Annotated in this window: 24 protein-coding genes; 12 read left to right on the forward strand and 12 right to left on the reverse strand. The window is 54.4% G+C overall.

Annotation, left to right across the window (positions count from 1 at the left end; genetic code table 11):
* Positions 1–34: 34 nt before the first annotated feature.
* Both cspE and pagP read right to left on the reverse strand, forming a co-directional pair.
* Positions 35–244 carry a transcription antiterminator/RNA stability regulator CspE gene (cspE, locus tag ABLV66_RS18305; protein ID WP_012542460.1) on the reverse strand — a complete coding sequence of 70 codons (210 nt, stop codon included), beginning with the start codon at positions 242–244 and terminating at the stop codon, positions 35–37.
* A gap of 193 nt (positions 245–437) precedes the next feature.
* Positions 438–1,013 (reverse strand): lipid IV(A) palmitoyltransferase PagP, encoded by a 576-nt coding sequence (pagP, locus tag ABLV66_RS18310; RefSeq protein WP_161799856.1) that lies wholly within the window; start codon positions 1,011–1,013, stop codon positions 438–440.
* A gap of 291 nt (positions 1,014–1,304) precedes the next feature.
* Here pagP and dcuC point away from each other — a divergent pair, with 291 nt between their 5' ends.
* The 4 genes from dcuC (at position 1,305) to uspG (ending at position 4,777) form a co-directional block, all read left to right on the forward strand.
* Positions 1,305–2,678 (forward strand): anaerobic C4-dicarboxylate transporter DcuC, encoded by a 1,374-nt coding sequence (gene dcuC / locus ABLV66_RS18315; protein WP_045392945.1) that lies wholly within the window; start codon positions 1,305–1,307, stop codon positions 2,676–2,678.
* A 93-nt stretch (positions 2,679–2,771) separates the two neighbouring features.
* Positions 2,772–3,569 (forward strand): ribonuclease I, encoded by a 798-nt coding sequence (gene rna / locus ABLV66_RS18320; protein ID WP_045392942.1) that lies wholly within the window; start codon positions 2,772–2,774, stop codon positions 3,567–3,569.
* A 180-nt stretch (positions 3,570–3,749) separates the two neighbouring features.
* Positions 3,750–4,160: a nucleoside diphosphate kinase regulator gene (gene rnk, locus ABLV66_RS18325; RefSeq protein ID WP_015367745.1), complete on the forward strand. Its 411-nt coding sequence runs from the start codon at positions 3,750–3,752 to the stop codon at positions 4,158–4,160.
* Between the two features lie 188 nt (positions 4,161–4,348).
* Complete coding sequence (gene uspG / locus ABLV66_RS18330) at positions 4,349–4,777, forward strand: universal stress protein UspG (protein WP_015367746.1); 429 nt, start codon at positions 4,349–4,351, stop codon at positions 4,775–4,777.
* 87 nt (positions 4,778–4,864) lie between these two features.
* Here uspG and ahpF read toward each other — a convergent pair whose 3' ends face one another.
* Complete coding sequence (gene ahpF / locus ABLV66_RS18335; protein WP_045392939.1) at positions 4,865–6,430, reverse strand: alkyl hydroperoxide reductase subunit F; 1,566 nt, start codon at positions 6,428–6,430, stop codon at positions 4,865–4,867.
* Positions 6,431–6,558: 128 nt separating this feature from the next.
* Positions 6,559–7,122 carry an alkyl hydroperoxide reductase subunit C gene (gene ahpC / locus ABLV66_RS18340; RefSeq protein WP_004859485.1) on the reverse strand — a complete coding sequence of 188 codons (564 nt, stop codon included), beginning with the start codon at positions 7,120–7,122 and terminating at the stop codon, positions 6,559–6,561.
* Positions 7,123–7,524: 402 nt separating this feature from the next.
* Between ahpC and dsbG the strand changes: the two genes are divergently transcribed.
* The 4 genes from dsbG (at position 7,525) to ABLV66_RS18360 (ending at position 11,381) form a co-directional block, all read left to right on the forward strand.
* On the forward strand, positions 7,525–8,283 hold the full coding sequence (dsbG, locus tag ABLV66_RS18345; protein ID WP_348876264.1) for a thiol:disulfide interchange protein DsbG: 759 nt from the start codon (positions 7,525–7,527) through the stop codon (positions 8,281–8,283).
* Positions 8,284–8,469: 186 nt separating this feature from the next.
* A complete protein-coding gene (citR, locus tag ABLV66_RS18350; RefSeq protein ID WP_348876265.1) occupies positions 8,470–9,372 on the forward strand; it encodes a DNA-binding transcriptional repressor CitR in 903 nt (300 codons plus the stop codon).
* Between the two features lie 151 nt (positions 9,373–9,523).
* Complete coding sequence (locus ABLV66_RS18355) at positions 9,524–10,747, forward strand: phosphoadenosine phosphosulfate reductase (protein WP_348876266.1); 1,224 nt, start codon at positions 9,524–9,526, stop codon at positions 10,745–10,747.
* Between the two features lie 22 nt (positions 10,748–10,769).
* Entirely contained in the window at positions 10,770–11,381 is a 612-nt protein-coding gene (locus ABLV66_RS18360) for an IbrB-like domain-containing protein (protein WP_348876274.1), read from the forward strand.
* Here ABLV66_RS18360 and ABLV66_RS18365 read toward each other — a convergent pair whose 3' ends face one another.
* Complete coding sequence (locus ABLV66_RS18365; protein ID WP_165430692.1) at positions 11,382–12,527, reverse strand: pyridoxal phosphate-dependent aminotransferase; 1,146 nt, start codon at positions 12,525–12,527, stop codon at positions 11,382–11,384. It lies immediately after the preceding gene.
* 184 nt (positions 12,528–12,711) lie between these two features.
* On the opposite strand from ABLV66_RS18365, the gene mtnC reads away from it, so the two are divergent.
* A complete protein-coding gene (mtnC, locus tag ABLV66_RS18370; RefSeq protein ID WP_047049324.1) occupies positions 12,712–13,401 on the forward strand; it encodes an acireductone synthase in 690 nt (229 codons plus the stop codon).
* Positions 13,398–13,940, forward strand: coding sequence for a 1,2-dihydroxy-3-keto-5-methylthiopentene dioxygenase (locus ABLV66_RS18375; RefSeq protein ID WP_289577275.1), 543 nt, complete (start codon positions 13,398–13,400; stop codon positions 13,938–13,940). The genes mtnC and ABLV66_RS18375 overlap by 4 nt, the downstream gene beginning before the upstream one ends.
* A 6-nt stretch (positions 13,941–13,946) precedes the next feature.
* On the opposite strand, the gene ABLV66_RS18380 is transcribed toward ABLV66_RS18375, so the two are convergent.
* Positions 13,947–14,552 carry a methylthioribulose 1-phosphate dehydratase gene (locus ABLV66_RS18380; RefSeq protein ID WP_047049329.1) on the reverse strand — a complete coding sequence of 202 codons (606 nt, stop codon included), beginning with the start codon at positions 14,550–14,552 and terminating at the stop codon, positions 13,947–13,949.
* Between the two features lie 25 nt (positions 14,553–14,577).
* The gene (mtnA, locus tag ABLV66_RS18385) at positions 14,578–15,603 is read right to left on the reverse strand and encodes an S-methyl-5-thioribose-1-phosphate isomerase (RefSeq protein ID WP_316422444.1); all 1,026 of its coding nucleotides are present in this window, start codon (positions 15,601–15,603) and stop codon (positions 14,578–14,580) included.
* A 104-nt stretch (positions 15,604–15,707) separates the two neighbouring features.
* Here mtnA and mtnK point away from each other — a divergent pair, with 104 nt between their 5' ends.
* Entirely contained in the window at positions 15,708–16,907 is a 1,200-nt protein-coding gene (gene mtnK / locus ABLV66_RS18390; RefSeq protein ID WP_047068270.1) for an S-methyl-5-thioribose kinase, read from the forward strand.
* An 8-nt stretch (positions 16,908–16,915) separates the two neighbouring features.
* Here the strand turns inward: mtnK and ABLV66_RS18395 are convergent, their stop codons facing one another.
* Genes ABLV66_RS18395 through ABLV66_RS18405 form a run of 3 tightly spaced genes read right to left on the reverse strand, consistent with a single transcriptional unit; the run spans position 16,916 to position 20,498 of the window.
* Positions 16,916–17,980 carry a sugar ABC transporter substrate-binding protein gene (locus ABLV66_RS18395; RefSeq protein ID WP_045392908.1) on the reverse strand — a complete coding sequence of 355 codons (1,065 nt, stop codon included), beginning with the start codon at positions 17,978–17,980 and terminating at the stop codon, positions 16,916–16,918.
* Between the two features lie 20 nt (positions 17,981–18,000).
* On the reverse strand, positions 18,001–18,999 hold the full coding sequence (locus ABLV66_RS18400) for an ABC transporter permease (protein ID WP_032714059.1): 999 nt from the start codon (positions 18,997–18,999) through the stop codon (positions 18,001–18,003).
* Positions 18,996–20,498, reverse strand: a complete 1,503-nt coding sequence (locus ABLV66_RS18405; RefSeq protein ID WP_047049341.1) for a sugar ABC transporter ATP-binding protein — start codon at positions 20,496–20,498, stop codon at positions 18,996–18,998. The genes ABLV66_RS18400 and ABLV66_RS18405 overlap by 4 nt, the downstream gene beginning before the upstream one ends.
* Before the next feature lie 306 nt (positions 20,499–20,804).
* Here ABLV66_RS18405 and ABLV66_RS18410 point away from each other — a divergent pair, with 306 nt between their 5' ends.
* Positions 20,805–21,548: an SDR family NAD(P)-dependent oxidoreductase gene (locus tag ABLV66_RS18410; protein ID WP_045392902.1), complete on the forward strand. Its 744-nt coding sequence runs from the start codon at positions 20,805–20,807 to the stop codon at positions 21,546–21,548.
* 232 nt (positions 21,549–21,780) lie between these two features.
* On the opposite strand, the gene ABLV66_RS18415 is transcribed toward ABLV66_RS18410, so the two are convergent.
* Positions 21,781–21,978 carry a YbdD/YjiX family protein gene (locus ABLV66_RS18415; RefSeq protein WP_045392899.1) on the reverse strand — a complete coding sequence of 66 codons (198 nt, stop codon included), beginning with the start codon at positions 21,976–21,978 and terminating at the stop codon, positions 21,781–21,783.
* 103 nt (positions 21,979–22,081) lie between these two features.
* Positions 22,082–24,187 carry a pyruvate/proton symporter CstA gene (gene cstA / locus ABLV66_RS18420; protein ID WP_348876267.1) on the reverse strand — a complete coding sequence of 702 codons (2,106 nt, stop codon included), beginning with the start codon at positions 24,185–24,187 and terminating at the stop codon, positions 22,082–22,084.
* Between the last annotated feature and the right edge of the window lie 95 nt (positions 24,188–24,282).

Genomic DNA, 24,282 nt, shown 5'->3' on the forward strand with positions numbered 1-24,282 from the left:
ATGAGCGGGTTTTTATATTCTACTGACGTGTTGGTTAGATAGCCATTACGTTTGCAGCAGAAGGGCCTTTGGCACCGTTAGTGATTTCGAACTCTACGCGCTGACCTTCAGCCAGAGTTTTGAAACCGTTGGACTGGATTGCAGAGAAGTGTACGAATACATCTTTGCTGCCATCTTCCGGAGTAATGAAACCGAATCCTTTGGACTCATTAAACCACTTAACGTTACCTTTAATCTTAGACATCAAAATTACCTTTAAATTAAAAAACGACACTAATGCTGTGTCGGATACCAGTACATCAATTGTGATGCCTTTTGTCCAGCGTAACTTTCTTAAAAAGTGATAAAAGTCTCTATCTTTATAGCCGACAGTTACGTTAGTCATTGTTTTTCAACAAGACAAAGAACTTATCACTTTTGTCACTACGTTATAACGATTAAAACTGTATGCGCGCCCAGGCAAAATAAACGTTGCCGTTGTTATAAGTACCGGGGATGTAGGTCATCTGGAACGTCGCCGGACCGTAGCCAATCGAGGCCAGGGGCAGCACCACCGGGATCGGGATATAGTTCCAGTTGTCGCGCGCCGTTACGCCAAGGGTGTAACCAAGGCCAAGGTGGAAGTTGTCATCGGCTAGCGGACGCCAGGTTTTCTCCCAGCCATAGCCGCCAATCGGCTCCCACTTATTAAAGGAATCTTTAAACGCCATCAGATACAGGCCGTGCCAGTTACCTTTATCGTCCCAACGCGACATGCCAAAACCCGCGCCCCACGGACGTTCGTTATACTTGTCGGTTTTCTCTTTGTCATAGGCAAAGCGGGCGTGCCAGGTGATCGCCGGAACGTACAGATCGTAGTGCTCAGGCTCGTTCCAGGTTTGTGCGACATTGTCCGTCAGCGTATTGTAGCCATCACGGATCGTTGACGAGAACGAAGCGTTAGCATAGCCGGACGACAGCAACAGGCCGGACAGCGCGACAATAAACAATGCAAATTGGCGTAGTTTCAACACTTCTCTATTACCGATTTCAATTTTAAAAACGAAGTAAAGTAACAAATGTAATCTTAATAGACTGTTAACGGAATAAGGTAAAATCCTGAATTGCGCCGTGGCAAAAACTTCACTCTGGTAGACGACTTTTGTGATGTTAGCCGCGCCACGGGTTCCGATTAGTCAATTCTCAGTATTTTATTGATTTGGGTCAGCAAGTTCTGCCCGTTTTTTGGGCACATTCCCTCACTTAATTTTTGTAGTGCTTTAGATATCAGCAGATTCTTTGGGTTAATGGCTTAGGGGTAAAGTATGCTTACGCTTGTTGAGATCCTTATCGGGGTCGTGGTTATTGTGGGCGTCGCCCGCTACATTATAAAAGGCTATTCTGCGACAGGCGTGCTGTTTGTCGGCGGTTTAATCTTGCTTATTGCCAGCGCCATCATGGGGCATAAGGTTCTCCCGGCTAGCGCCGCCAGCACGGGTTATACCGCGACCGATATCTTTGAGTATATTAAAATACTGCTCATGAGCCGCGGCGGCGACCTCGGCATGATGATAATGATGCTCTGCGGTTTCGCCACCTACATGACCCATATCGGCGCTAACGATATGGTGGTTAAACTGGCCTCTAAACCGCTGCGATATATTAACTCGCCTTATCTGTTGATGATTGCCGCCTACTTCCTCGCCTGTCTGATGTCGCTGGCGGTCTCCTCGGCGACCGGCCTCGGCGTGCTGCTGATGGCGACGCTGTTCCCGGTAATGGTCAACGTCGGCATTAGCCGCGGCGCCGCGGCGGCGATTTGCGCCTCCCCTGCCGCGTTGATCCTGTCGCCGACCTCCGGTGACGTCGTGCTGGCCGCCAAAGCTGCCGAAATGCCGCTGATAGATTTCGCTTTCAAAACCACTTTACCTATCTCGATTGCCGCTATCGTCTGTATGGCTATCGCTCACTTCTTCTGGCAGCGCTACCTCGATAAAAAAGAGAACGCCTCACACGAGATGCTCGACGTCAATGAGATAACCACCACCGCCCCGGCGCTGTACGCCATTTTGCCTTTCACGCCAATTATCGGGGTGCTGATTTTTGACGGCAAATGGGGGCCAGAGCTACACATCATCACTATTCTGGTGCTCTGTATGGTACTGGCTTCGATACTGGAATTTCTGCGCAGTTTCGATACAAAAAAGGTCTTCGCCGGGCTGGAGGCCGCCTATCGCGGCATGGCTGACGCCTTCGCCAGCGTCGTCATGCTATTGGTCGCGGCGGGCGTATTTGCCCAGGGGCTGAGCACTATCGGTTTTATCGACGGTCTTATCTCCATAGCCACCTCGTTCGGTTCCGCCAGTATCATTCTGATGCTGGTGCTGGTGATCCTGACCATGCTGGCAGCGATGACCACCGGTTCCGGCAACGCGCCGTTTTACGCCTTCGTTGAGATGATCCCGAAACTTGCCCACTCTTCCGGCATCAACCCGGCCTACCTGTCGATCCCTATGCTGCAGGCGTCGAATCTGGGCCGCACTATTTCACCGGTTTCCGGCGTGGTGGTCGCGGTGGCGGGAATGGCGAAGATTTCTCCGTTCGAAGTCGTTAAACGCACCTCGGTTCCCGTTATCGTCGGTCTGTTGGTGGTGATCATCGCCACCGAGATTCTGGTCCCCGGCGCCGCGATTCAATAAACCACAAACCACACTGAAAAGGCGCCAGCAGGCGCCTTTTTTATGCTTTAATAAATCCCAGCAATTAATCATCTCCCACTATCAGGAATAAAAATGTTCAGGAAGGATGTCGTCGCCATTGCCCTTTTACTCGGCGCAACGCAGGTTGGCGCAGAACCGCTTACCGCGACGAAATACGGTGATTTCGATCGTTACGTGCTGGCACTGTCCTGGCAAACCGGTTTTTGTCAAAGCATGCTGGATAGTAACCGTAATGAGCCTGAGGAGTGTCGGCTACAGCAGGACGAACGTAATAAAGCCGATTTTCTGACGGTACATGGCCTGTGGCCGGGCCTGCCGAAGTCGATCGCCTCGCGCGGCGTCGACGAGCGCCGCTGGATGCGCTATGGCTGCGCGACGCGCCCTATCCCCAATATGCCGGAAGTCAAAGCCGGGCGTAAATGCCAGGCGGCGGAAACCGGGCTGTCGCTGGAAATGGCGAATAAGCTGAACAGCGTGATGCCGGGTTCCGGTGGGAACTCTTGTCTGGAACGCTATGAGTATGCCAAGCATGGCGTCTGTTTCGGCTTCGATCCGGATAACTACTTCGGCACGATGGTGCGCCTGAATGGCGAAGTGAAGCAAAGCGCAATCGGTGATTTCCTGGCGAAGCACTACGGACAAACCGTTAGCCGTAGCGATTTTGATGCCGCCGTCGCCAAAGCGTATGGCGCGCAAAACGTCAAAGCCTTTAAATTAACCTGCGACGGCAACCCGGCTTATTTAACGGAAATGCAAATTTCCATTAAAGCTGGCGCTATCAATGCCCCGTTGGGCGCAGATTCGTTCCTGCCTCAGCCGCATCCGGGCAACTGTGCGAAGCAGTTTGTGCTGGATAAAGTGGGTTCTTGATAGCAGGACCAGCAATCTTATCGTCCACTTCATCTGCTTTTGCTCACGATGCGCTGAATGTGCGCTTAATCACTTCAAACATCAGGCAAGTCTCAGTATGATGAAGGGACATTAACCCTTGCCCCTTTCGGCGAGGGTTTTCTTTTACGGAAAAGGTTCCTGGATAACATGGAGTATGCAATGACCAGACCCGCAATCATTATTAATGAATTCGATGCTGAACGTATCGATAGACTGCTTGAGCAACCGGCTTACGCGAATTCGCCGGTCGCCGATGCCCTGAACGACGAACTGGATCGCGCGCAAATGTTGGCGCCGGAAGCGATGCCGCACGATGTCGTGAGCATGAACAGCAAAGTCCGCTTCCGCGATTTAACCAGCGGTGAAGAGCGCGTGCGGACCCTGGTCTTCCCGGCTCAGGCGACCGATAGCGCCACTCAGCTTTCCGTTCTGGCGCCGGTTGGCGCGGCGCTGCTTGGGCTGAAAGTCGGCACCTCCATTCACTGGGAGTTACCCGGTGGCGCATCGGCACACCTGGAAGTACTGGAATTGTTGTACCAGCCGGAAGCCGCAGGCGAATTCCATCGCTAAGTTTCCCGCTGCCTGAGGCGTTTGACGCTTTATTCAGAGGATGCCTCGCCATCCTCTTTCTGTTTCCCTCCCGCTATGACAAATTTTTACCTCATCCCGTGACGGGGCATACAGTTTTGCGACCTGAATGCCACATTATCCTTGTATAATATGTTGATATAGAAACAGACAAACAAGGAGAAATGCATATGTATAAAACTATCATTATGCCGGTTGATGTCTTTGAAATGGAGCTGAGCGACAAGGCTGTCCGCCATGCAGAGTTTCTCGCCCAACAGGACGGCATTATTCATTTGCTTCACGTGTTACCCGGTTCATCGAGTTTCACCATGAGCCGTTTTACTGCCGATCTGCGCCGCTTTGAAGAGCATCTGCAGCATGAAGCGGAGACCCGCTTACAGACCATGGTCGGCCATTTTAGCATCGACCCCTCTCGTATTAAGAGCCATGTGCGTTTCGGCAACGTCCGCGATATGGTTAATGAACTGGCCAATGAAATAAAAGCTGACGTAGTGGTGATTGGCTCACGCAATCCGTCGATCAGCACCCATTTGCTGGGTTCAAACGCCTCAAGCGTCATCCGTCATGCGCATATTCCGGTAATGGTCGTGAGATAACGGAACGGTGAAATAAGCAAAAAAAAAGAGGCGACCACAAGGTCGCCTCTTTGCTGTGTGCAGGGAATGTCTTACAACTTTTTATGATTATGCGGTTTTGGTGCGAATCAGATAATCGAATGAGCTCAAAGAAGCTTTCGCGCCTTCGCCAGTGGCGATAATAATTTGTTTGTACGGCACGGTAGTACAGTCGCCGGCCGCAAACACGCCTTTCACGTTGGTTTCACATTTGGCATCAATGATGATTTCACCCATGCGGTTACGCTCAACCGTACCTTCCAGCCAGTTGGTATTCGGCAACAAACCGATCTGGACAAAAATACCGGCTAACGCGACATGATGCTCATCGCCGCTGACGCGGTCGCGGTACTGCAGCCCCGTCACCTTACTGCCATCGCCAACCACTTCGGTGGTCTGGGCGTTGAGAATAATATCGACATTTTTCAGGCTGCGTACTTTGTCCTGCAGCACCTGGTCGGCTTTCATTTCTGGTGCGAATTCCAGTAGCGTTACGTGTTCAACGACGCCCGCCAGATCGATCGCCGCTTCAACGCCGGAGTTACCGCCGCCAATCACCGCCACGCGTTTACCTTTAAACAGCGGGCCGTCACAGTGCGGGCAGTAGGTTACGCCTTTAGTCCGGTATTGGTCTTCACCCGGGACGTTCATGTTACGCCATTTAGCGCCGGTTGCGATGATCACGCTGCGCGCTTTCAGCACCGCGCCGGAGGCGGTTTCAATCTGATGCAGGCCGCCTTCGACAGCTGCCGGGATCAGTTTTGCCGCGCTTTGTGAATCAATCACATCAACATCATATTCACTGACGTGCGCTTTCAGCGCGCCGGCCAACTTTTGACCTTCGGTTTTCGGTACGGAAATATAGTTTTCGATATCTACGGTATCCAGCACCTGACCGCCGAAACGTTCGCCCATCAGGCCGGTACGAATGCCTTTACGCGCGGAGTAAACAGCCGCCGCGGCGCCAGACGGGCCGGAACCAACAATCAAAACGTCATAAGCATCACGTTTGTTCAGCTCTTCCGCCGCACGTTTTTCCGCGCCGGTATCCACTTTGGCAACGATTTCAGTCAGCGTCATACGGCCTTGACCAAATTCCTGACCATTCACAAACACCGCCGGAACACCCATCACGTTGCGTTCAGTGATTTCATTCTGGAAGGTTCCGCCATCAATCGCCGTGTGTTTGATGCGTGGGTTAAGCACCGCCATCAGGTTCAACGCCTGCACCACGTCCGGACAGTTGTGGCAAGAGAGCGAGTAGTAGGTCTCAAATTCAAAATCACCGTCAAGATTGCGGATCTGCTCGAGCAGCGACTGGGCTTCTTTCGACGGATGACCGCCGGTCCACAGCAGCGCCAGCACTAATGAGGTGAATTCATGTCCCAGAGGAGAACCTGCGAAACGCGGCCCCTGGTTAGAACCTGGATTAGTAATCAGGAACGATGGCTTACGTACCGCCAGCGTGTTGTCTTCTTTAAAGGTGACTTTGTCTGACAGTTCAGCGATTTCAGCCAACAGTTCCTTGATCTCTGCCGATTTAGCGCTGTCATCCAGCGTGGCAATCAGCTCAACAGGTTTGGTCAGCTTCTCAAGATAGGCCTTGAGCTGGGTTTTCATGTTGGTGTCGAGCATTTTTATCTCCTGGGCTTAAAACATCATCATGCAAGCGGCCTTTATCGGGCAGCCTGAATGCGCTTGCATCATGGTGTTGGAATAAAACGGGCGCGGGTACGCCCGTTGATTAGCGGGAATAAAACGAATTAGATCTTGCCAACCAGATCTAAAGAAGGAGCCAGGGTCGCTTCACCTTCTTTCCACTTAGCCGGGCACACTTCGCCTGGGTGGGAAGCAACGTACTGAGCAGCCTTGATTTTACGCAGCAGGTCAGACGCATCACGGCCGATACCTTCAGCGGTAACTTCGATTGCCTGGATGATACCCTGCGGGTCAACGACGAAGGTCGCGCGGTCAGCCAGACCTTCATCTTCACGCATGTTGTCGAAGTTACGGGTCAGGGCGCCAGTCGGGTCGCCGATCATCGCGTATTTGATTTTAGCGATGGTGTCAGAGCTGCTGTGCCACGCTTTGTGGGTGAAGTGGGTGTCGGTAGAAACAGAGTACACATCTACGCCCAGTTTCTGCAGCTCTTCGTAATGGTCAGCCACGTCGCCCAGCTCGGTCGGGCAAACGAAAGTGAAGTCAGCCGGGTAGAAGAAGAAGACGCTCCAGCGGCCTTCAGTATCTTTTTCGGTAACTTCGATGAATTCACCGTTTTTGAATGCCTGGTTTTTGAAAGGTTTGATTTTGGTATTAATTAAAGACATCGATACTTCCTCCGTGTTTTTGTTGAGGTCTAAGTTAACGAATTTTTCCTGACTCGACCAATGCGTTTGCATTATCAAATCAATAAGCGTTATCTAACAACCGTAACAAGACAACTTTGTGAACCTGCCTTCGCGATCGCGGTTTTTCTCCGTTTTTCGCCTCATTTCGCTGAAAGTAAAAAGGCCGCCCTCTCAGGCGGCCCCGTTACCTGAAATACCCGCAGGTAGCTTCAGCGCCAGAATGGCTGGCAATATGTTGCGCTCTACACCTTAATGTAACAGCATGAGGGATTACATCATTCGCCGAACTAAAGGGCAACCAAACGCCCGGCAGGTCTTATCTATGACTGCGATAGGTTTGACCACTACTTCGCATTATCTTCTGATTTAAAAGGAATACTCATGTTAAAACGACTACTTTTCCTGAGCCTGCTGCCGTTATGTAGCTATGCCGAAGACCTCCCCGCCCCCGTAAAAGCAATAGAGAAACAGGGTATTACTATCATTAAGCCCTTTGAGGCGCCGGGCGGCGTCAAAGGCTGGCTCGGGAAGTATCAGGATATGGGCGTTGCTATTTATCTCACTCCCGACGGTAAACACGCCATTTCCGGCTACATGTACGACGAAAACGGCAACAATCTGAGCGAACAGCTTTTCCAGAAAGAGCTCTATACCCCGGCGGGACAGGCGATGTGGAAAAAACTCGAGTCCGCTAACTGGCTGCTGGAAGGCAAAAAAGAGGCCCCCATCGTCCTTTATGTGTTTGCCGACCCTTTCTGTCCTTATTGTAAACAGTTCTGGCAACAGGCGCGGCCGTGGGTTGAATCCGGTAAGGTGCAACTGCGTACCTTATTGGTCGGCGTGATAAAACCTGAGAGCCCGGCCACCGCGGCAGCGATTCTGGCAAGCAAAAACCCGGCGCAAACCTGGCATGATTACGAACAGTCCAACGGCAAAATGAAGCTCAACGTCCCGGCAGATATCCCTGCGGACTTGATGAGGACGCTAAATATCAATCAGCAGTTGATGGATGACCTCGGCGCTAACGCCACCCCGGCTATTTACTATATGAATAAAGACAGCATGCTGCAGCAGGTGGTGGGATTACCCGATAAAGAGAAACTGCAGGTGATGATGGGTAAAAGCAGCAGTAAAAAATAACGCATTTCCGCCAGAAGCTTAAGGACACAAAAGGATCTGGCGGAAAGCGATCGCTTGGTATACATTAAGTAGGGGTTAATTGTATATTTAGCTATAGTAATGATAATTCACGATATCACTTCAAATTTATTACGATAAGTAATAGTAATCCGTTCGCCTCGACGCAACATAAACAGGACGTTAAGCATGGCTAACCTTTATGACTTAAAAAAATTCGACCTAAACCTGTTGGTTATTTTTGAGTGTATTTATCAACATCTTAGCATCAGTAAAGCGGCAGAAACGCTGTTTATTACGCCTTCTGCAGTAAGTCAGTCGCTACAAAGGTTACGCAATCAATTAAACGATCCGCTATTTGTCCGTTCCGGGAAGGGGATAACTCCGACGACCGTTGGTGTGAATTTACATCATCATTTGGAACAGAATCTCAACCAATTAGAAAAAACGATTAATATTGCCAATCATTCTGAATTAAGTAAAAAATTTGTTATTTATAGCCCACAACTTCTTATATCACCAGGAACAATGGATTTAATAAATAGATTAAATATGGATCCTAACTTGCAAATCGATCACCGCGATCTTCTTCTGTCGCCAGAAAGCGTCGAAGATCTTCTGGCCTACCGTAAAGCAGACTTAATCTATAGCGTTACCCCACTGTCAAATCATAGTACGATTTGCCAGCCTTTTCTGGAATTACAGATTGTGCTCGTTTGCCGCGAAGGTCACCCCCGTGCGGACCACCTTAACTCATATGAAGCTATTTCACGTAAGGGATTTACGCTTTACGCTTCTTCAGATCCTAAATTAAAGGCCTTTCAACAGAATAACGACGAACGAATGCCTGAAAGAAGAATTGCGTTTCGCAGTAACTCTCTGATAGCTATTTTAACCATGATCAATCAGAGCGATCTGCTAGGATTTGTACCTAAGCATGCGATAGATTATTTTAGCGCTTCATTTAATTTTCGTGAGCTTTCACTTCCCCACCCTATTCCTACCATAACAACCTATATGATTTATAATCGTTCATCATTGAACAACCCCAAATTCGCCGAATTTATTACGCTAAGTACCGCAGCTAATTAATTTGTCATTTCAAACATATTCACAAAGTGAATATGTTTGTGTGAATTACATTGACCTCGCTTAAAACATTACTATTTCATATTAACCTTACCATTAATGTGTTCTACACTACCTGAAAAAGCGTACCTATCACATTAAAGGATTAATGGTAATGTCATTAATAAAAATTCCATTACCCGAGTCCGTTCTTCAGGCTAGCCAGCAGCGGATACAGTGGGTATTAGAAAATTTTTCACGCATCTGCATCTCTTTCTCCGGCGGAAAAGACTCCACCACCATGCTGCACCTGGCGGCGCTTTGCGCCCGGCAAATGGGTAAAAAATTCAGCGTGCTGTTTATCGATTGGGAGGCGCAATTTTCCTGTACCATCCAGCATTGCGAAAATATCCGCGCCGAATACCGGGATGTTATTGAAAAATTTTATTGGGTTGCCCTACCGCTCACCACGCAAAATTCACTGACTCAGTTTTCGCCGGAGTGGCAATGCTGGGAACCTGGCGTCAACTGGGTACGCCAGCCCCCCGCTGACGCCATTACCAATCCCGGCTATTTCCCGTTTTATCGTAGCGGAATGAGCTTTGAAGAGTTCGTTCGCGATTTCGCCGACTGGTTTTCGCAAAACCGCCCGGCGGCGATGATGGTGGGTATCCGGGCAGATGAATCGCTTAATCGTTTTATGACCATCTCATCGCAGCGCAAACTGCGCTTTGCCGACGACAAGCCATGGACAACTTCGGCGCCGGGCGGTCATACCTGGTACATCTATCCGATCTATGACTGGAAAACCGCCGATATCTGGACGTGGTTTAGCAAAAGCGGCCATACCTATAACCCCCTCTACGATCTGATGTATCAGGCCGGGGTGCCGCCACGCTATATGCGGATTTGCGAACCTTTTGGCCCCGAGCTGCGCCAGGGGCTCTGGCTGTATCACGTGCTGGAACCTGAGCGTTGGGCAGCCATTTGCCAGCGCGTAAACGGCGTGCACAGCGGCGGTATTTATGCCGGATATGACAACAAATTTTATGGTCACCGTAAACTCGATAAACCCGGGCACCACAGCTGGAAGAGTTATGCCCTGTTTCTGCTGGATAGCATGCCGCGACCAACTGCCGAGCACTATCGCAACAAAATCGCGGTCTACCTGCATTGGTATCAAAAACAGGGAATGGACGATATTCCCGATTGCCAGGAGGGCGACATCGGCACCCGGGATATCCCTTCGTGGCGACGCGTCTGCAAGGTGTTATTGAATAATGATTACTGGTGTCGCCAGCTTTCTTTTAGCCCAACTAAAGCCACCCGCTATAAAAACTACGGTGAGCGTATAAGTAAAAAACGCCAACAATGGGGACTGTTATGCAACAACGACTAATAACCCAGATAAACAACGACTAATAACCCAGATAGAAGAGTATCTGGCCGCTCTGCCGGAAGAGGAGAAAATCGACGCACTAAACCGCTTTCGCCAGGCTTTGCATCGCCATAGTCCTTTTCGCAACCAGCCGGTTGACTGCGTGCTATGGGTTAAAGAGGGAGAAGTGGTTCCCAATGATTACAACCCTAACAATCTTGCACCACCGGAAAAGCGGCTGTTACTAACCTCGCTGGAGGCCAACGGCTTTACGCAACCTATTGTAGTGCAGCATCAGCAGCCAAAGCGTTATACCATCGTTGACGGTTTTCACCGCCACGAACTGGCCAGTAATAAAGTGTCGCTGAAAAAGCAGCTCAAGGGGTATTTGCCGGTAACCTGTCTGACGGCGAACAGCCACCCGCGCGATGCCCTGATGGCCGCCACTATCCGCCACAACCGGGCCCGCGGACGCCATCAGATCCACGCGATGTCGGAAATTGTCCGCGAGCTGGCCAATCTCGGCTGGAGCAATAGCAAAATCAGTAAAGAGCTGGGGATGGACGCCGATGAAGTGCTGCGCCTGAAGCAAATTAACGGTCTGGCCGAGATATTCGGCGACCGTCAATTTTCTCAGGCGTGGACGGTAAAATAGCTACAGCCGACGCAGACGGTCTGCCGCCGCCAGCAGGGTCTCCGGCTGCTTGGCGAAGCACAGACGAATCAACTTATGCGGGAAAGGATCGGCGCAGAATACCGACAGCGGGATCGCCGCCACGCCGACTTCAGTGGTCAGCCAGCGACAGAAGCTGACGTCATCAAGATCAGAGATTGCGCTATAGTCGGCCAGCAGGAAGTAGGTCCCTTCACAAGGCAAAATCTCCAGCCGGCTATCGCGTAGCGCATCGATAAACAGATCCCGACGCTGCCGATAAAACGCTGGCAGCTCGCGGTAGTGCTCCGGCTGCGCGCGCAGCATATCCGCCAGCGCCAGCTGAGCCGGCGTGTTAACGGCAAAGGTTAAATACTGATGCACTTTACGCAGCTCGGCGCTGATGGCGGCAGGCGCCACGCAATACCCCACTTTCCAGCCGGTCATGTGGAAGGTTTTACCGAAAGAAGAAACCGCCACAGCCCGCTCCCGCAGCTGCGGATGGGCCAGTACGCTGGCATGTCCCTGCTCAGCAAAACAGATATGCTCGTATACTTCGTCGCTGATAACGTAAATTTCCCGTCCGGCGATAGCCTGCCACAGCGCGGCGAAGTCTTCCCGCTGCCAGACGGTGGCGGACGGGTTATGCGGCGTATTAAGAATGACCAAACGGGTGCGGTCGCTTAACGTGGCGGCAAACTGCTGCCAGTCAACGCGGAAATGCGGCGGCTGCAGAGCAATCCGTTTCAGCACCCCGCCGGAAAGCTCTACCGCCGGCGCGTAGCTGTCGTAGCTCGGGTCAAAGCAGATCGCTTCATCACCCGCCCTCACCAGCGCGGTAATCGCCGCATACAGCGCTTCGGTCGCCCCCGCGGTGACGGTGACATCGCTATTCGCATCCGGGCGATAGCCATACAGCTCAGCGGTTTTATCGGCAATGGCTTCGCGCAGCGCCGTTACGCCGGTCATCGGAGCGTACTGGTTAGCCCCCTGGGCGACGTGCCAGGCCAACCGTTCCTGTAGGTAACGCGGACCGTCAAAATCCGGGAAACCTTGTGATAGATTGATGGCCTGATGCTGCTGCGCCAGCGCGCTCATCTGGGTAAAAATAGTGGTGCCTAATGCAGGGAGTTTACTCTCAGGAATCAGTGGCTTATTGCTCATTCTCTTTGTTCCGATTGTAATGCTGTTGTTGAAGCCACTATAACACGATGTTAATATTTGGCAATCAAGACGCTTAGACGTCTAAATGCTAACGTTATTTCGCTTGCCGCAGGCAGGCGGCAAACCGACGCCACCGGCAGCACGGCGCACTATCCACTCTGGAGATACCATGATCCGCGCTATCGTGACCGATATTGAAGGCACAACCAGCGACATTCGCTTCGTCCATAACGTCTTATTCCCCTACGCCCGCGAGCGGCTGGCCGCGTTTGTCAACGCGCAGCAGTACGTCGAGCCGGTCAGTACCATTCTCGACAATCTGCGTACGGAAATTGCCTCCCCCGAAGCCAGCACCGCCCAGCTTATCGATACGCTATTCCGCTTCATGGACGAGGATCGTAAATCGACGGCGCTGAAAGCGCTGCAGGGCATTATCTGGCGCGAGGGCTATCTGAACGGTGATTTTACCGGCCATCTTTACCCCGATGTTCTCCCGGCGCTGGAGAAATGGAAGGCAATGGGCATTGATTTATATGTATATTCCTCAGGCTCGGTTGCCGCGCAGAAATTGTTATTTGGCTACAGCGACGAAGGTGATATTACTCATCTATTCAGTGGATATTTCGATACCCTGGTCGGCGCCAAACGCGAAGTTCAATCCTATCGCACTATCGCTGAGCAACTGGGGCATAACCCGGCGCGCATTCTGTTCCTCTCAGATATTCATCAGGAGCTGGACGCCGCCGAAGCGGCAGGTTTCCGCACCCTGCAGCTGGTACGCGGCGACCGCGACCCGGCCAGCCATCATCCACAGGTTCAGCGTTTTGACGACATCGACCCGGAGCAACTTCCCTCATGAGCGCATTAACTATTTTTTCCGTTAACGACGCCAGCCATCCACGCTGGCACAGCAGCAACGCCGATGAAATCCAGCAGCAATTGAGCGCAAAAGGGGTGCGCTTCGAGCGCTGGCAGGCCGATCGCTACCTGGGCCCAGCGCCAACCGCTGAAACCGTTATTGCGGCCTATCAACACGCGATCGATAAACTGGTCGCTGAAAAGGGTTACCAGAGCTGGGATGTCATTAGCCTGCGAGCGGATAATCCGCAGAAAGAGGCGCTGCGGGCAAAATTCCTCAATGAGCATACCCATGGCGAAGATGAAGTGCGCTTCTTTGTCGAAGGCGCCGGGCTATTTTGCCTGCATATCAGCGATGAAGTTTTTCAGGTGCTGTGCGAAAAGAACGATCTGATCTCCGTTCCGGCGAATACCCCACACTGGTTCGATATGGGGTCGGAGCCGAATTTCACCGCCATTCGCATTTTTGACAACCCGGAAGGCTGGATAGCGCAGTTCACCGGCGATGCTATCGCCGATGCCTACCCGCGCTTACCCTAATCGCCTTTACGCATAGCGGCGGCGCAGCAGCTCGCATTCGAAAAGGAATTCGAGCCCTTCCAGCTGACGCCGCGCCTCGCTAACATCCCTGCCCCAACAGGTTAAACCGTGGCCGCGGATCAAAAATCCATAACGTAAAGGATGACTACGGGCATACGCTTCAATCCGCGCCGCCAGCGCCTCGATATCCTGATCGTTATCAAAAATCGCCACCGCTACGCTATCGAGATGGCTATGCTGCCCGCTCAGCGTTTTTTGCATTTCATAGCCCTGCAGCTGAAGAGCATTGCCGGTTTCAAGGCGTGAGAGCACCGTAGCGTGCACGGTATGCACGTGCAGCACGACGTTCGCTTCCGGAAACAGACGATAGACCAGCGTATGCAACCCGGTCTCCGCCGACGGTTTCCGCCCCGACGGCGCATTATTGTTTAGGATATCTACCTGAAGAAAATCGTCGCAGGTCAGGCTGCCCTTATCGCGCCCCGATTCACTTAACCAACACCAGCGCGCATCCTCGCGTACTGACATATTGCCGCCGGTTGCCGGCGCCCACCCTTTCGCGCCAATCCAGTGACAGGTGGTCACCAGTTGTGCGAGTCGCTCTTGCCACATAATTGTTCCTTATCGAGGTTAACCGTTACGCCAGCGGCGCAAATATACCGTCCGCCACCCGCTGTGGCGTCACCACGCCGCTATCCAGCACCCAACCGCTGATTAACGACGCTGGCGTCACGTCAAAGGCCGGATTGTAAACCGGCGCGTTTTCTGGCGCCCACTGCACCGCGCCAAAGCTGCCTTTTACGCCGGTCACCTCTTGCGCCGCACGCTGTTCAATCGGGATCGCCGCGCCGTTCGGGCAGTGGCGATCGAGAGTGGTTTGCGGCGCCGCCACGTAGAAAGGAATGCGATGATAGTGAGCCAGCACCGCCAGCGAATAGGTCCCGATTTTGTTCGCCACGTCGCCATTGGCGGCGATCCGATCCGCGCCGACCCATACCGCATCAACCTGCCCCTGCGCCATCAGGCTGGCAGCCATGGAGTCGGTAATCAGCTGATACGGCACGCCCAGTTCACCCAGCTCCCAGGCGGTCAGTCGCCCGCCCTGCAGCAGCGGCCGCGTCTCGTCGACCCAGACGTTAGCCACTTTGCCCTGTTCATGGGCCAGGGCGATAACCCCCAGCGCGGTACCAACCCCCGCCGTCGCCAGACCGCCGGTATTACAGTGGGTTAACAAGCGGCTACCCGGCGTCACCAATGTATTACCGGCTTCGGCAATACTGGCGCACAGCTGTTTATCTTCGGCAATCAGGCGCAGCGCTTCGCTCTCCAACGCCTGCGGATAGTTTTCCTGCGCCAGCGCCTGCTTCATCCGATCGAGATTGTTCATCAGATTGACCGCGGTCGGCCGCGCCGCACGCAATGTTTCCAGCGCCTGAGCAAGCTCGTCGCGGGAAAGACCGCGCTGGGCTAACAGCGCCAACAGCAGGCTGGCGGAAAGACCGATCAACGGCGCGCCGCGCACCCGCAGGGCATGAATATGGTCCACCAGCAGCGCAACGTTATCCGCCGCCAGCCAGCGTTTTTCCTGCGGCAATGCCTGTTGATCGAGAATAAAAAGCTGATTTTCGCTTACCCGCAGGCTGGTGGTCTGTAGTGTCTGCATATCGTTAAATCCCTGTTGCGTTGTTGTATCACATTGTGTCAGGATGAAATCCAGATGTATAGACGTCTGAACGGCTTAATTCAGCACTTTTGAGGATCGAGGCAATGTCGCAATACCATACCTTCACGGCCAGCGATGCGGTGGCTTACGCACAACAATTTGGCGGGCTCGACGATCCGTCTGAGCTGGTGTCGGCGCAGGAGGTAGGCGACGGCAACCTCAATCTGGTGTTCAAAATTTTCGATGCTCAGGGCGTGAGCCGAATTATTGTTAAGCAGGCGCTGCCCTATGTGCGCTGCGTCGGCGAATCCTGGCCGCTGACCCTTGACCGCGCGCGCCTCGAAGCGCAGACCCTGGTCGCGCACTACCAACACAGCCCGCAACATACGGTACAAATTCTCCATTTCGATCCCGCTCTGGCGGTCATGGTAATGGAAGACCTTTCCGACCACCGTATCTGGCGCGGCGAGCTTATCGGCAACGTCTACTATCCGCAGGCGGCGCGCCAGTTGGGCGAATATCTGGCGCAGGCGCTGTTCCACACCAGCGATTTCTATCTCCATCCGCATGAGAAAAAAGCGCAGGTGGCGCAGTTTATCAATCCCGAAATGTGCGAGATCACCGAGGATCTGTTTTTTAACGATCCGTATCAGATCCACGAGCGCAATAACTACCCGGCGGAGCTGGAAGAAGAGGTTGCCGCCCTGCGTGAGGACGCTCAGCTTAAGCTGGCGGTGGCGGCGCTGAAGCACCGCTTTTTCTCACAGGCCGAAGCCCTGCTGCACGGCGATATTCATAGCGGCTCCATCTTCGTCGCTGAAAATAGCCTTAAAGCCATCGATGCCGAATTTGGCTATTTCGGCCCTATCGGTTTTGACGTCGGCACCGCCATTGGCAACTTGCTGCTTAACTACTGTGGTCTGCCGGGCCATCTCGGCATTCGCGATGCCGCCGCCGCGCGCGAACAGCGGCTCAACGATATTCAGACCTTATGGCACACCTTCAGCGAGCGTTTCCAGGCGCTGGCGGCGGAGAAAACCCGCGATGCGGCGCTGGCCTGCCCCGGTTACGCCTCAGTATTCCTGAAAAAAGTATGGTGCGATGCCATTGGATTCTGTGGTACCGAACTGATACGCCGCAGCGTCGGGCTTTCACACGTCGCCGATATCGATTCGATTCAGGACACGGCCATGCGCCACGAATGTCTGCGCCACGCGATAACGCTCGGCAAAGCGCTGATCGTCATCGCCGAGCGTATCGATAGCGTGGACGAACTTATCGCCCGCGTACGCCAGTACAGTTAATCGCTTGATTATTTATGTTGGGCTTCCAGCGTGGCAAACCACGGGGCAATAAAATCTTCGGTCTGCCCCCAGCCAGGGATTATTTTCCCCAGCGACGCCACGTTGACCGCCCCCGGCTGCGCCGCCAGCAGCGCCTGCGGAATCGCCGCCGCCTTGAAATCGTAGGTAGCCGGGGTACTTTCCCCGGCAATTTTATTGGCGATCAAGCGGACGTTGGTGGCGCCGATGAGTTTCGGGTCGACCGCCACGCTAACCTTCCACGGACTACCGGCTTCCCGCATCAGCTGTAAATCCTGATTGGAAATATCGATGCTGTAGAGTTTGATTTCACTACGGCCGTTTTCTTTCAGTGCTTTATAGGCTCCCTGGCTAAAGGCATCCCACGTGCCCCAGATGGCGTCAATTTTACCTTTGGGATACTTGGCCAGAATCGCGCCGACTTTGTTGGCGGTGTCGCCCTGCACGTCGGATGACACGGCGCCGATCGACTCCAGCTCTTTAATCCCCGGATTTTGTTTAAGCAGCGTCTGGTAGGCCGCCTGACGGCGCTCCATTGGCGGGAATCCTGCCACCCATAACTTGATAATGTTGGCCTTGCCGTTGAAGTCTTTTACCAGTTGGCCAAAAGAGAGCTCGGTCAACGAGGCGTCATCCTGCTGGCTAACCGTCACGCCGGGGATAGTTCCCTGCACCGCGGTATCGAATACCGCCACTTTTATCCCGGCATCGACCGCTTTTTTCACCAGTGCGGTCGAGTAGGGATCGCGTCCCTGGGAAAGAATAATACCGTCGTATTTCTGGCTAATAGCCTGATTGACGAAATCCTGGAATTTCGCGTCATCGCCGTTGCTCAGGAAGGTGCTAACTTTAAAACCGAGTTTTTTACCTTCCTGAATCGCCCCGGCGACAAACTGGGTGGTGTTATCGTCAGAACCGAGATTGCGAATCACCGCGATGCGGATCGGGCCGTTATGCTCAGCGATCGCCGCCGGAACCGGCGTCGGGGTCTGCGCCAGCGCTGCCATCGACTGCAGCAGGCCCAGCGCCATGAGAGAAAGTGCTATCTTTTTCATTTTGTTTACCCTGTAAAATGTTAGGTACGGCGCTGAAAATAGGTCAGTGCCAGCGCGCCAGCCAGCACCAGCCCTTTAATAATGTCCATCGCGTAATACGGCACCGAGAGCATCACCAGGCCATTGGAAAGCACGCCGAGGATCACCGCTCCCACCAGCGTCCCCAACGCATTCGGTTTGCCGGAGCCCGCCAGCGAAAAGCCGATCCACGCCGCCGCGACCGCATCCATCAGGTAACCGCCGCCGGCGTTCACCTGGGAAGAGCCAATTCTTGATGCCAGTAAAATGCCGCCCAATCCGGCCAGTAGCGAAGCAATCACGTAGGCCGCTACTTTATAGCGCGTGATCCGCAACCCGGAGAGCCGCGCCGCCTCCGGATTACCACCGATGGCGTACATCCGCCGCCCGTGGGTGGTGAACGACAGCGCCAGCTGCGCGATTAACGTCACCACCAGCATGATAATGACGATGGTCGGCACCTGCCCCAGCGCGCCAAATGCTGCCGGGATCGTGCCTTCGGCCATCTCGCCGCTCGGCAGCACCATATTTTCGGTGATCGAGCCGCCGTAGCTGTAGGTCATCGCCACGCCCTGAATCACAAACAGGCTGGCAAGCGTGGCGAGCATGTCAGGAATGCGCAGCACCACGATCAGAAACGCATTGAATAACCCCACCAGCGTACAGAGCGCGAGGGTGATCAGAATGGCTTCAGTGGTGTTCAGGCCGTGCCAGACAAACAACGAAATCACTAACGCATTCGCCAGCGACGCCGTCGACCCCACCGACAGATCAAAGCCGCCGATGGTGAGCGAAATCGACACCCCAATGGCAATCACCGTCACAATAGCGATGGAGCGCAGAATGTTGATGATGTTAAACGGGTCAAGAAAGTTATCCGAGGCTAAACCAAAGACGCCAACCAGCAGCACCACTGTCAGCAACATGCCCCATTTATAGAGAAAATCGAAAAACCGTTGACGGCCCGATACCGTCGCGTTGACTGCCAGGGCCTTGCTCACGCTGCCGCTCCTCCGGTGGAGTAATAAAGAATCGTCTCTTCCCGCGCCTCGGCGCCGGGAATTTCCGCCACAATGCGCCCATCCCACAGCACGCAGATGCGATCGCACAGGCCTACCAGCTCGGAAAATTCGCCGGAGGCGTAAATCACGCCCCGGCCTTCCCGCGCCAGGCCATCAATCAACTGAAACAGATCGGTTTTCGCTTTCACGTCCACCCCTTTCGTCGGTTCGTCGAAAATCAGCACGTTTGCACTGCCGCGCAGCCATTTGCCGATGGCCACTTTTTGCTGATTACCGCCGGAGAGCCGACGCAGCGTCTGCCCCGGCCCGGTGGCGCGCACGCCGATACGGGCAATAACCTCCTGCGCCCACCGCCACGCCTGCCGATGGCCGAACAGGCTCCAGCGCGAAAAGCTGTTATCGGCGCTGACCGCCAGATTCATGGCGATCGCCTCATCGATGAATATCCCCTCTTTGCGCCGCTCTTCCGGCACCAGCGCCAGGCCCTGGAGGACGGAATCAGCCGGGTCGCGCGGCCGCCACGGCCGGCCGTTAAGTTCGCCGTGGCGCAGGCGGCTTTTACTGGCGCCGAATAAGGCTTTGCACAGTTCAGTTTTCCCCGCGCCCGCTAAGCCGGCGATACCGAGAATTTCCCCCTTATGCAGGCGTAGCGAGATATCCTGCAACAGCGCCTCGTCATGCAAACCCTCAACCTGCAACAGCACCTCTGCGCCGTGCGGCGGACGCGCAGGCGGGAAAATATCGCTCAGCTCGTGACCGAGCATTTTTTCGACGATCTGCTCGCCGCTGAGCTCGGCCATCGGGCCGCTTTCGATTAAACGGCCATCGCGCAGCACCGTCAGGGTGTCGCAAATCGCTTTGAGTTCATGAATACGGTGCGAAATAAAGACCACGCCGATCCCCTGCTGCTGCAGACGACGAACCACCGTAAATAAGCGTTCGCTTTCGTGCTGATCCAAGGGCGCGGTGGGTTCATCAAGAATCAAAAAACGGCAATGGTGCGACAGTGCGCGAGCCAGCAGAATTTGCTGCTTTTCGGCAAGGGTACAGCTATCGATAGAACGTCGAACATCCAGCGCAATATCAAGCTGCGCCAGCGCATCGCGCGCCTGCTGACGCACATGCGACCAGCGAAAAACCGCACCCGGCTCAGCCAGCCTGTCCAGCATGATATTTTCGGCAATGCTCAACCCCGGAACCAGCGCAACATCCACCTCTTGCTGTACCAGATGAATTCCCAGTTGCTTTGCATCGCGCGGCGAACGAATGCTAACCGGCTGGTTATTGATCACCACTTCGCCTTCGTAATCGGCATGCGTCCCGCACAACACCGCCATCAACGTCGATTTGCCAGCGCCGTTGGCGCCGGTCAACGCATGCACCGTTCCGCCCTTAAGGGTAAACGCCACCTTGCTCAGCGCCTGAAAACCGGAAAAGGCCAGGCTAATGTTATGCATCTCAAGGCGATTCACGCTCATCACCCTCCCCGGGGCAATTAATATTCTGATTTAACGAATTTTTCACAGCCGCCGATGCCTGACAACTGCGTAAAAAGCATAAGATAAAACCAAATAATATTAGCCATCTGGATGTCCAGACATAACATCAGGTTAGCCCAACACCTATAAGGACTGCTTCCCACCGGGGTAGCGCTTTAGCCTGCCGATGACGTTAACCCTGACGTTCTGCGCGCCGCGTTCGAGAAGGTGGAATACTTCAGCCGTTAATCACCCCGACCGTCTATACCTAATGATGATTCTCACCACTCTCGCAACGAGGTCATCATGCAGATCGATTTAACAGGTAAGAAGGCGCTGGTTACCGGCGCCAGCCGTGGGTTGGGTCGCGCTATTGCGCTGTCGCTGGCGCGCGCCGGCGCCGATGTGGTTATTACGTATGAAAAATCGGCCGATAAAGCCCAGGCGGTCGCCGATGAAATAAAGGCCCTGGGTCGGTACGGCGAAGCGGTGCAGGCCGACAGCGCCAGCGCGCAGGCCATTCAGGATGCCGTCACCCATGCGGCCCGGGCCCTCGGCGGACTGGATATTCTGGTCAACAACGCTGGCATCGCCCGCGGCGGTCCACTGGAATCCATGACGCTGGCGGACATTGACGCCCTTATCAACGTCAATATTCGTGGGGTGGTTATCGCCATCCAGGAAGCACTGGTGCATATGTCCGATGGCGGACGGATCATCAACATCGGCAGCTGTCTGGCCAACCGCGTAGCCATGCCGGGTATCGCGGTTTACGCCATGACCAAGTCCGCCCTCAACTCCCTGACCCGTGGGCTGGCGCGTGATTTAGGCCCTCGCGGGATCACCGTTAACCTTGTCCATCCAGGGCCGACTAACAGCGATATGAACCCGGAGGATGGGGAACAGGCGGAAGCCCAGCGCCAGATGATTGCGGTCGGTCACTACGGCCAGCCGCAAGACATTGCCGCGGCGGTCACCTTCCTGGCCAGCCCGGCCGCCGGACAGATCTCCGGTACGGGGCTCGACGTGGATGGCGGCCTGAACGCCTGATCGCCTATTTTCTGCAAGCCTCTGTCGCCCGGCAGAGGCCTTCCCGCACCGCCTCGACGGGTTACGCTTTGCCTCTTACCTGCGTTTACAGATGGCAGAGATCGACGACGAAACCGACGACGATCTGGAAGATATTGAAATCGAACACGATTGCTATGATGACGTAATGCTGTCAGGTGAAGTATGCGACGTGATGCATAAAGAAAATCAGCCTCTACTTACCGAAAGAAGGCTAGCAGCACTTCGCCCCGCCCTTACCGCCGTAGCGCGCGTCCTGGCGTTCGCGAAAGAACTCTTCATAGGTCATCGGCGTCCGATCCGGATGGGTCAGCCGCATATGCTCGACGTAGTTATCGTAATCCGGCACGCCGATCATCATCTTCGCCGCCTGGCCTAAATATTTTCCTGCTTTGGAAAGGGTGTCGAACATAATGAGTTTCTCGCTTATTTCCCTCACCCCAGCCCTCTCCCACAGGGAGAGGGAGGAGAAGAAAGGTAGGCCGGGTCAGCGCTAGCGCCTCCCGGCAAACAGGTTAATGCGCGCGCTTCGCCTGCGCCGTTAAGGTCTGCGCATCCGCGGGCATCGCTTCATACGGCGTCTCTTTCGCCGTCGGTTTATCCTCTTTCAGCGCCGCCAGCGCGGTTTTAATCGAGAACAGCGCCAGAACCACCACCACAATCATAAAGAAGATAGTCAGCCCGGCATCGAGACGGTTATTAAACACCAGCTGCGCCAGCTGCGATTCCGTATACTGCGGCGGAATGGTACCGCTGTCGATCATCGCCTGGAATTTATTGGCGATGGCCAGGAAGCCGACTTTGGTATCCGGACTAAACGATTTCTGCCAGCCAGCGGTCAGCGTACAAATCAGCAGCCAGCTTGTCGGCAGCAGCGCCACCCACGCATAGCGCTGGCGTTTCATCTTGAACAGTACCACCGCGCACAGCATTAGCGCCATCCCCGCCAGCATCTGGTTGGCGATACCGAACAGCGGCCACAGGGTATTAATACCGCCCAGCGGGTCAACCACCCCCTGATGCAGGAAGTAGCCCCACGCCAGGACGCACAGCGCGGTCGCCAGCAGGTTAGCCGGAAGCGAGCTGGTTTTTTTCAACCTGGGGCTAATCACGCCCAGCAGATCCTGCAGCATGAATCGCGCCGCGCGGGTGCCGGCATCAACCGCCGTCAGGATAAACAGCGCCTCAAACAGAATGGCGAAGTGGTACCAGAAAGAGACATCCATCAACCCGCCCAACGAGCCGTGCAGAATGTAAGCCATCCCCACCGCCAGCGTCGGCGCGCCGCCGGCGCGTGAAATGATCGACTGTTCGCCGACCTCACTGGCTATTTGATTCAGCGTATCCGGGGTAATGCTAAAGCCCCAGCCGCTCACTACCTGCGCCGCCGAGGCCACGACGTCAGTCGTCCCCGCCGGCGCCAGCACCGCCATCGGGCTGTTCATCGCGAAGTAGACGCCCGGATCGATAATACAGGCCGCCACCAGCGCCATAATCGCGACGAAGGATTCCATCAACATGCCGCCGTAACCGATAAAGCAGGCCTGCCCTTCGTTGGCCAACATTTTCGGCGTGGTGCCTGAGGAGATCAGCGCGTGGAAGCCGGAAACCGCGCCGCAGGCGATGGTGATAAACAGGAACGGGAACAGGTTGCCGGTCCATACCGGGCCGGTGCCGTCAACGAACTTCGTCAGCGCCGGCATGGTCAGCGTCGGGCGCATAATCAGGATGCCAATCGCCAGACCAACGATGGTGCCGATTTTCAGGAACGTGGAGAGATAGTCGCGCGGCGCCAGCAGCAGCCAGACCGGCAGTACCGCAGCAACAAAGCCGTAACCCACCAGAATCCACGTCAGCTGTACGCCGGTGTAATCAAACCACGGCGCCCAGGTCGGGCTTTCAGCCACCCAGCCGCCGGAAATGATCGCGAACACCAGCATCACCAGGCCTATCACCGACACCTCGCCGATGCGCCCCGGGCGCAGGTAGCGAATATAGATACCCATAAAAATCGCCAGCGGGATGGTAAAGGCGACGGTGTATGTCCCCCACGGACTGTGGGTCAATGCTTTCACCACGATCATCGCCAGTACCGCGAGGATGATCACCATGATCATAAAACAGGCCACCAGCGCCAGTACGCCAGCGGTCGGCCCCATCTCCTCTTTAACCAGTTCGCCAAGCGAACGGCCATCGCGACGGGTCGAAACAAACAGCACCATAAAGTCCTGCACGGCGCCGGCCAGCACCACGCCGGCGAGGATCCAGATCATCCCCGGCAGGTAGCCCATCTGCGCGGCAAGCACCGGCCCCACCAGCGGCCCTGCGCCGGCAATCGCGGCAAAATGGTGACCGAACAGCACTTTTTTATCGGTCGGTACATAATCGAGGCCGTCATTATGACGCACCGCCGGGGTCATTCGCGTTGGGTCAACGCCGAGGACGGTTTTGGCGATATACAGGCCGTAGAAACGATACGCGATCAGATAAACGCAGACCGCCGCGACGACAATCCACAGCGCGTTTATCTGCTCACCCCGGTTTAAGGCGATATAGCCGAGGGCAAAGGCTCCGATCACGGAGAGCAGTGTCCAGATGAGGTATTTCCCTGAATTATTCATTGTTGTGGTCCACCGGTAGGGTAATCAGGATGTTACAGTTTGTTTCTAGAACACAACGCAGAATTTAACAACTTCGAAACAGCGCGGATGATGCA

It is taken from the genome of Klebsiella sp. CN_Kp073 (assembly GCF_040065495.2).
Lineage (GTDB): Bacteria > Pseudomonadota > Gammaproteobacteria > Enterobacterales > Enterobacteriaceae > Klebsiella > Klebsiella aerogenes.

Coding starts and splice junctions, on each gene's coding strand:
- cspE (WP_012542460.1), bottom strand. CDS start 244: ATGTCTAAGATTAAAGGTAACGTTAAGTGGTTTAATGAGTCCAAAGGA.
- dcuC (WP_045392945.1), top strand. CDS start 1,305: ATGCTTACGCTTGTTGAGATCCTTATCGGGGTCGTGGTTATTGTGGGC.
- rna (WP_045392942.1), top strand. CDS start 2,772: ATGTTCAGGAAGGATGTCGTCGCCATTGCCCTTTTACTCGGCGCAACG.
- rnk (WP_015367745.1), top strand. CDS start 3,750: ATGACCAGACCCGCAATCATTATTAATGAATTCGATGCTGAACGTATC.
- uspG (WP_015367746.1), top strand. CDS start 4,349: ATGTATAAAACTATCATTATGCCGGTTGATGTCTTTGAAATGGAGCTG.
- ahpF (WP_045392939.1), bottom strand. CDS start 6,430: ATGCTCGACACCAACATGAAAACCCAGCTCAAGGCCTATCTTGAGAAG.
- ahpC (WP_004859485.1), bottom strand. CDS start 7,122: ATGTCTTTAATTAATACCAAAATCAAACCTTTCAAAAACCAGGCATTC.
- dsbG (WP_348876264.1), top strand. CDS start 7,525: ATGTTAAAACGACTACTTTTCCTGAGCCTGCTGCCGTTATGTAGCTAT.
- citR (WP_348876265.1), top strand. CDS start 8,470: ATGGCTAACCTTTATGACTTAAAAAAATTCGACCTAAACCTGTTGGTT.
- ABLV66_RS18355 (WP_348876266.1), top strand. CDS start 9,524: ATGTCATTAATAAAAATTCCATTACCCGAGTCCGTTCTTCAGGCTAGC.
- mtnC (WP_047049324.1), top strand. CDS start 12,712: ATGATCCGCGCTATCGTGACCGATATTGAAGGCACAACCAGCGACATT.
- ABLV66_RS18375 (WP_289577275.1), top strand. CDS start 13,398: ATGAGCGCATTAACTATTTTTTCCGTTAACGACGCCAGCCATCCACGC.
- ABLV66_RS18380 (WP_047049329.1), bottom strand. CDS start 14,552: ATGTGGCAAGAGCGACTCGCACAACTGGTGACCACCTGTCACTGGATT.
- mtnA (WP_316422444.1), bottom strand. CDS start 15,603: ATGCAGACACTACAGACCACCAGCCTGCGGGTAAGCGAAAATCAGCTT.
- mtnK (WP_047068270.1), top strand. CDS start 15,708: ATGTCGCAATACCATACCTTCACGGCCAGCGATGCGGTGGCTTACGCA.
- ABLV66_RS18395 (WP_045392908.1), bottom strand. CDS start 17,980: ATGAAAAAGATAGCACTTTCTCTCATGGCGCTGGGCCTGCTGCAGTCG.
- ABLV66_RS18405 (WP_047049341.1), bottom strand. CDS start 20,498: ATGAGCGTGAATCGCCTTGAGATGCATAACATTAGCCTGGCCTTTTCC.
- ABLV66_RS18410 (WP_045392902.1), top strand. CDS start 20,805: ATGCAGATCGATTTAACAGGTAAGAAGGCGCTGGTTACCGGCGCCAGC.
- ABLV66_RS18415 (WP_045392899.1), bottom strand. CDS start 21,978: ATGTTCGACACCCTTTCCAAAGCAGGAAAATATTTAGGCCAGGCGGCG.
- cstA (WP_348876267.1), bottom strand. CDS start 24,187: ATGAATAATTCAGGGAAATACCTCATCTGGACACTGCTCTCCGTGATC.